This window comes from Microcoleus sp. AS-A8, from assembly GCA_039962225.1.
In the GTDB taxonomy this organism is placed as follows: domain Bacteria; phylum Cyanobacteriota; class Cyanobacteriia; order Cyanobacteriales; family Coleofasciculaceae; genus Allocoleopsis.
Genome location: JAMPKV010000014.1, coordinates 166,841 through 172,923 on the forward strand (window position 1 = coordinate 166,841; position 6,083 = coordinate 172,923).

A 6,083-nucleotide genomic window follows, 5' to 3' on the forward strand; every position below is an offset into this window, starting at 1 on the left:
ACATGAAAACGTCTTCAATTAGTACTCTTGGTTCCCTAAAGCAACGGACAGTTCGTCTCACGTTGTCGTTGCCGGTGCAAGCCACACTTTACACTTCGTTGTGTGCTCTGACACTTTGGACTCTTTACTTTTCTACTTATCCTGCGGCTCATAACCAGATGCATTCTCTACGTCACCACACGTTGATGGTGGGTTGTCACTAATCCTCCAAGCCTGGAGATCGCAGGAGTTCAAAATTAGCATGTCAAAATCTAAGATGGCTGCTCTCATCAGCCTAGTTTGTCTGATGGGTGTGGTTTTCTACGGGTTGATGGTATCTTCCCAGACTCCACAACCCTCTATTCGCTTGAGCGCAGAGCCACCCATTAGCCAAATCTTACCCTTTGAAGCAGAGGCAACTGTAACGCCGTCTCCGGTGCGATTAACGCTGCAAGCCGTAGATGCAGTCGGACAATCTTTAGATAATGCCAAAATTCGGTTACAAATTCTCACTCCCCCTAAAAGTCCTTGGTTTCCCACCGATTTCCCAATTGTAGAGGGAACGCAGTTACTCAATATTGAGGCAGTTGCTCCCAAGGGAGAATTGCAAATTCAGCAAATATTACCGATTCGAGGTCAGTATCAACTACTAGTAAAAGTTAGCCCAATTGTTGAGAAGGCTTTTACTCCATTTCAGCAAACACTAACATTATCTGTTCCCGAAAATTGGATTAAATATCGCAATTTTGGGATTTTAGTCTTAGTTTTATTGACCGTTGGGATTGGGGGTGGGTTGGTGTTAGGAGGACAACAAGAAATTCAAGAGGGAGAAATTGCACCGCAACGAATAAGACTCTTATTGAGTGGGGCAATAATTGTTGCGATGATCTCTTTGGTATTCATTAATATCACCGCTGAACTTGCCGAGTCTCATACAGGTCATCACAAGAATCATTCTCCAAAGTCGGAAGAGCCAGCTATTCTCCAGTCTCAGGGTATCGAAGCCCGAATATCAGGGGATATTGAGGCAAAAGTTGGTCAATTGGCTAACTTAGCGGTTCAAGTCAGCGATACTCAAACAGGACAACCCGTAACTGATGCAAATTTGAACATCAAAGCTACTTCAATTGAGGGGGAATGGGTTGCTTTTGCTTACCAAGGAGTAACCGATAGCAAAGGTCAACTCAATTGGGAGCAACAATTTTTTGATGGTGCCCCTCACAAAGTGACCGTAGAAGTTTTTCCTAAAGCCCAGGCTCAACAGCAATTTTCACCGTTGAAAGTGGCGAAAGAAATTTTTGTAGAAGGAGTGGCTCCTCCTCTACAAAGTCGGTTAATTGTATTAGGTTATTTCACCAGTTTTATAGTAGTGGGTTTGGTGATTGGAATCCAATTAAGACGTCGTTTGGTTTGGCAATAAATTAATGAATACACAACATGCTTTATTGGTTTGCAAAACCTGTGCAACTGTTTATGTCGAAGGAAAGCCGCAAGGAAAAAGCGGTGGACAGGAGTTGATAGAACAGTTACAGGAACTTCACTCCGTTTGGGAACTGCGGGATGAATTTAAGCTTCAGGAAGTCGAATGTATGAGTGCTTGCAGTCGCTTTTGTGCGGTTTCGTTTGTGGCTTCCAGTAAGTACACTTATCTATTTGGCGACTTACCTGCTAAAGAAAGTGCAGAGGCTATCTTGAAGTGTGCCAAGCTGTATTTTGAGAATCCACAGGGTTATTTGGCGTGGGCGGAGCGTCCTAAACCGTTGAAAAATGGTATTCTTGCTCGGATTCCGCCTATTTCATAATTTGTGATGAGGATATAGCTGTCGTATCTCCCTGACATACCCAGGCTCCCCAAAAATAAGGATGCTCAAGGGGTCTATAATATTGACAAAAATTCCAATCTTGTGGTAATAGGTCTTTTAGTTCTTCCAGCACGGCAACACCAAGTGAAGATTGCTGCAATTCTTTGAGGGTGATGGTGCGGATGTAATTTTGGGCGTCTTGTAAGGCATCGGCACGACCTAAACCTTGTCTTAGGTTGGTGAATAAATGCTCCATCAATAGGGCAGTTGCGCGATCGGGAACTGACCACAAGCTCATCACGAGGGTTTTTGCTCCAGCGACGGCAAAGGCGCGACGCAAGCCAAAGACGCCTTCGCCAATTTTGATGTCGCCCATTGCCGTATTGCAGGCAGAGAGGACGGCGAGTTCAGTTGCCCAGAGGTCGAGTGCGGCTACGTCTTGGGCGAAGACTAAGCCTTTGCCTGCTTCGTTTGGCAGAGTTTTACCCTGTAGCCAAGCGTTAGCGCCAGCGAAGGCAAGTGCTGAACGCAACATTGGGTCTTCTGGATGTGGCATCTTAGAGTTCCCCCCTTGATAAGCCGGAGCTTCAGTGAGGAGGTTAGGGGGGTTTTGGATTGAGGTTTGTTGGGTGGATTCGTCAATGATTGCAGCGACTTGCGGGGCGAAATTTCTCAACCAGTCAGCAGCATTCTGATTTCCGTCTTCTGCAAGTATCGCTGCTACCTTTTCCATCTCCTCCAACAATGTCTTATCCAGCAGCTTCCGGTTCTTCTGCAACAGTTCTGCTTCCTGTCCACTGGGGCAAGTCAGCAGCGCTAGGGTTAATTTCCAATAGTCTTGCAGTTGTACTTCTCTAGAGAATAAGCCATGAGTGGCAATCAGCAGGATTTCAGGAGACTCGCAACCAGTCAAGCGAGATGCTAAGGCTTCCTTATCCAAGTAAGACGATACCCCCAACAGCTTGGCAACCCCTTCACCCAAAAGGCGAGTTCCTTCTGCACGTTCAAAAGCCGAACCTGCCAAAGTTTGCAGTAATTCTGCGGCTTGTGTTCCTAGTACACCCAGCTTTGACCTCTCCCCCAACCCCTCTCCTGCAAGGCTACCGTGTATACACAAGTCTGTCTCGCCCCCTAAATCCCCCAATTCTGGGGGACTTTGAGATTCCGGTTCCCCCCAAAGTTGGGGGGCTAGGGGGGCTAGGTCTTCTAATGCCAGGTTAAAATCTGGGTCAGCAATCACTAAAGGCTGAGAAGCAGGGCGCTGAGTCTGAACCTGAGAACGTAGAATATCTCGCCCGACACTGAGGTAACTGATGCGGTACTCGTCCATCAGCAGTTGTTCGCCCGTCTCATCAGTGGGGAGAATCTGAAATGGCAGCAGGTTCAAATTCCCATCAGGAGCAATAAATAGGTGCTGGTGTTTTTGTAGGTAAGGGCAAAGCGGCTTAAATATCGCTTCACGCAGTTTGATCGCCTCTGCGGGAAGCTGTCTCAAGTCTTCAGGTTCATCATAATCTCCTCCCATATCCAGCGAATGCACTGCCAGATAACCGTCAGATGCATAGTGGCGAAAGTCCTGAATCAGTTGGTCGATGGGTTCTGCCTCTCCCAAGTCAATCATCTGCACCTGGTCTGGCTGCCCTGCGGGTAAGATAAACGCTAGGTAACGGGCGGGTTGCCATTTTGATTCCTCACTAGCGGCGTGGAAATCAACGACTTTAAAGCAGACGAACTCGATTAAGGTGCTGCCTTCTGGCAGTTTTAAGGCAACGGAACGGCAGTCAACGGGTTGCTCTTGGAGCTGGATTTCTGGTACTTGGGAGGCGAGTTTTTTCTGCAATTTGTCATGTTCGGCTTGCAGTTGTGGGATGCGATCGGGTTGGGGTTGAGTAAAGGTAAAGTGGGTAATCTGGTCGCTCAATTCTCGCAGTGTCTTTAACTCTTCCGTTAGGTGGGGATAGCGTCCACTGTAGATTGCTTGGTGCAGTGCGGCTAAGGCGGCGGCAGTTAAGGCTTTGCGTTGCAGCACTAAATCTAGTGCCGCTTGTTTGGCTTCAAGGGAGTGGTGGAGGTGTTTGGAGACTAGAGAGAGAAATCCTTGAAAATTACCTCTGAATTTCTGGAGATAGGCGAGGCGATCGCGTTCCGAACTCGCACCAAAGGCTTGGCTAATCAGACGGTTCTCAATTGCTGCTGCCTCTTTGATCAGTTCTAACGCTTCAGAATAGCGAGCTGTAGAAGCTAATAATCCTGCTAAATTGTTGAGAATTGCGGAAATTTGGGAATGGTCAGCGGGAAATAAGCGTTTGCTCATTACCAAGGGTTCTTCTAACAGGGGTTCGGCTGCATCCCAACATTGCTGAGATTGGTAGAGTGCTGCTAGATTGTTAAGGCTAGTGACGACGAGAGCATGGTCAGTGGGAAATAGGCGTTTGCTCATTGCCAAAGCTTCCTCTAATAGAGATTCAGCTACATCGAAGCGTCTCTGTGTGCGGTAGAGTTCTGCTAAATTATTGAGGCTGTGTGCCACATTGGGATGGTCTGGTGGAAACAAGCGCTTCCTCATCACCAAGGCTTCCTCTAATAACGGTTCAGCTACATCGAGGCATCCTTGGGATTGGTAGAGTCCTGCTAAATTGTTGAGGCTTTGTGCCACATCGGGATGATCTACTGGAAACAGGCGTTTCCTCATGACCAAAGCTTCCTTATACAGGGGTTCAGCGGCATCAAGGCATCCCTATAAGTGGTAGAGTCCTGCTAAATTGTTGAGACTGGTGGCAATACGGGGATGGTCTTGGGGAAACAGACGTTTGTTCATTGCCAACACTTCTTCTAACAGGGGTTTGGCTGCTGATAAGCGCCCCTGTAAGCGATAGAGCGCTGCTAGATTGTTAAGGCTTTGTGCCACATTGGGATGGTCAGTAGGAAACAGGCGTTTGTTCATTGCCAAAGCTTCCTCACACAGGGGTTCGGCTACAGCTAAGCATCCTTGGGATTGATAGAGTCCTGCTAAATTGTTGAGGCTTTGTGCAACATCAGGATGGTCAGTGGGAAACAGGCGTTTTATCATCACAAAAGCCGCCTTATATAGAGATTCTGCGGCAGCTAAGCATCCCTGTAAGTGGTAGAGTAATGCTAAATTGTTGAGGCTAGCAACCGTATTAAGATGTTCGTCCTCCCAGAGTTGTCGCGCTAACGCTAATGCTTGCTCAGCAACAATTACCGCTTGACTATACTGACCCTGATGATAAAGTTGAGTCGCTCTTTGGTATAGCTGCTTCCAGTTCCCTATTAATTGAGCCAACTGTGCGGTGAAACGTCGCAAACAATAAGCATTTGGATTGCCCGCCTCTGCCATTCTCTCCGCTACCTGCACCATCACCCACACCAATCCCTCATCCACGAGGTTTGAGTGACGCTGCAAAATATCAGATTCCTCTCCACTAGGGCAACTTAGCAGTTCTTGAACACTTCGCGGCAATCCCCTCCCTGCTATCGCTGAGGGAGGGGTAGCGGGGGAACGGAGGAACGGAGGTGCGAATCGTTGGCTAGAAACCAAGGCAAATAAAGATTAGGGGGATTAGCCGCAAGGATATAGAACCTTGACAACTGAATGACCATGTAGGTGAGAGTCAGTATCCTAGAAACCTCAAATCCTACCCCGCAGGTGCAGCGGTGAAAGCACTTCCCCCAGGTTCGAGACTAGCCATCAACGCCTGAAGCGGGGATGTCTAAAACGAGTTTAAAGACTACGGTGGAATGGAACCAAGTGAACTGGAGAAAGCTAGAACGCAAGGTTTATAAGCTCCAAAAGAGAATTTAGCGAGCCTCAATTCGTGGCGATGTAAAAGCATTACGCAGACTCCAAAAGACGTTGATGAAGTCTTGGTCAGCAAGAGCATTATCGGTTCGTAGAGTGACCCAGGATAACACTGGCAAGAAAACGGCGGGAGTGGACGGGGCAAAATCCCTATCCCCAGCAGCACGTTTGAAGCTAGTCAATAATCTAAAACTGGGTTCAAAGGTCAGCCCAACTAGGAGAGTATGGATTCCCAAACCTGGAACGGAAGAGAAGCGACCTTTGGGTATACCTACAATGAAAGACCGAGCAAGGCAAGCGCTTGTCAAACTGGCACTAGAGCCGGAATGGGAGGCGCGATTTGAACCCAACTCATACGGGTTCAGACCTGGAGTGCGATTCGTTGGGTAGAAACTAGCCCTGAAATGGGTAGAGGATTACCCGCAAGTAACATAAGAACCTTGACAATCTGATAGTCATGTGGGTGAGAGAAAAGTATCCTA

General features: G+C 47.7%; 5 protein-coding genes and 1 pseudogene. 4 read left to right on the plus strand and 2 right to left on the minus strand.

Going from position 1 to position 6,083, the window contains the following annotated elements; translation table 11 throughout:
* The first annotated feature begins 2 nt into the window (after positions 1-2).
* The 3 genes from NDI48_22010 to NDI48_22020 are packed head-to-tail and all read left to right on the plus strand — an operon-like array spanning position 3 to position 1,781.
* Positions 3-203, plus strand: coding sequence for a CbtB-domain containing protein (locus tag NDI48_22010; GenBank protein ID MEP0833847.1), 201 nt, complete (start codon positions 3-5; stop codon positions 201-203).
* 38 nt (positions 204-241) lie between these two features.
* Positions 242-1,399, plus strand: a complete 1,158-nt coding sequence (locus tag NDI48_22015; protein MEP0833848.1) for a hypothetical protein — start codon at positions 242-244, stop codon at positions 1,397-1,399.
* Positions 1,400-1,403: 4 nt separating this feature from the next.
* Positions 1,404-1,781, plus strand: a complete 378-nt coding sequence (locus NDI48_22020) for a DUF1636 domain-containing protein (protein ID MEP0833849.1) — start codon at positions 1,404-1,406, stop codon at positions 1,779-1,781.
* On the opposite strand, the gene NDI48_22025 is transcribed toward NDI48_22020, so the two are convergent.
* Both NDI48_22025 and NDI48_22030 read right to left on the minus strand, forming a co-directional pair.
* Positions 1,771-4,479 carry a CHAT domain-containing protein gene (locus NDI48_22025; GenBank protein MEP0833850.1) on the minus strand — a complete coding sequence of 903 codons (2,709 nt, stop codon included), beginning with the start codon at positions 4,477-4,479 and terminating at the stop codon, positions 1,771-1,773. The two genes, NDI48_22020 and NDI48_22025, sit on opposite strands and share 11 nt — an antisense overlap.
* Before the next feature lie 39 nt (positions 4,480-4,518).
* Positions 4,519-5,262: a tetratricopeptide repeat protein gene (locus NDI48_22030; GenBank protein MEP0833851.1), complete on the minus strand. Its 744-nt coding sequence runs from the start codon at positions 5,260-5,262 to the stop codon at positions 4,519-4,521.
* Between the two features lie 246 nt (positions 5,263-5,508).
* On the opposite strand from NDI48_22030, the pseudogene NDI48_22035 reads away from it, so the two are divergent.
* A pseudogene (locus NDI48_22035) lies at positions 5,509-5,973 on the plus strand (reverse transcriptase N-terminal domain-containing protein).
* Positions 5,974-6,083: the final 110 nt, after the last annotated feature.

Bases quoted from the DNA above. Each gene is read 5' to 3' on its own strand.
- NDI48_22010 (MEP0833847.1), top strand. From the start codon at position 3: ATGAAAACGTCTTCAATTAGTACTCTTGGTTCCCTAAAGCAACGGACA.
- NDI48_22015 (MEP0833848.1), top strand. From the start codon at position 242: ATGTCAAAATCTAAGATGGCTGCTCTCATCAGCCTAGTTTGTCTGATG.
- NDI48_22020 (MEP0833849.1), top strand. From the start codon at position 1,404: ATGAATACACAACATGCTTTATTGGTTTGCAAAACCTGTGCAACTGTT.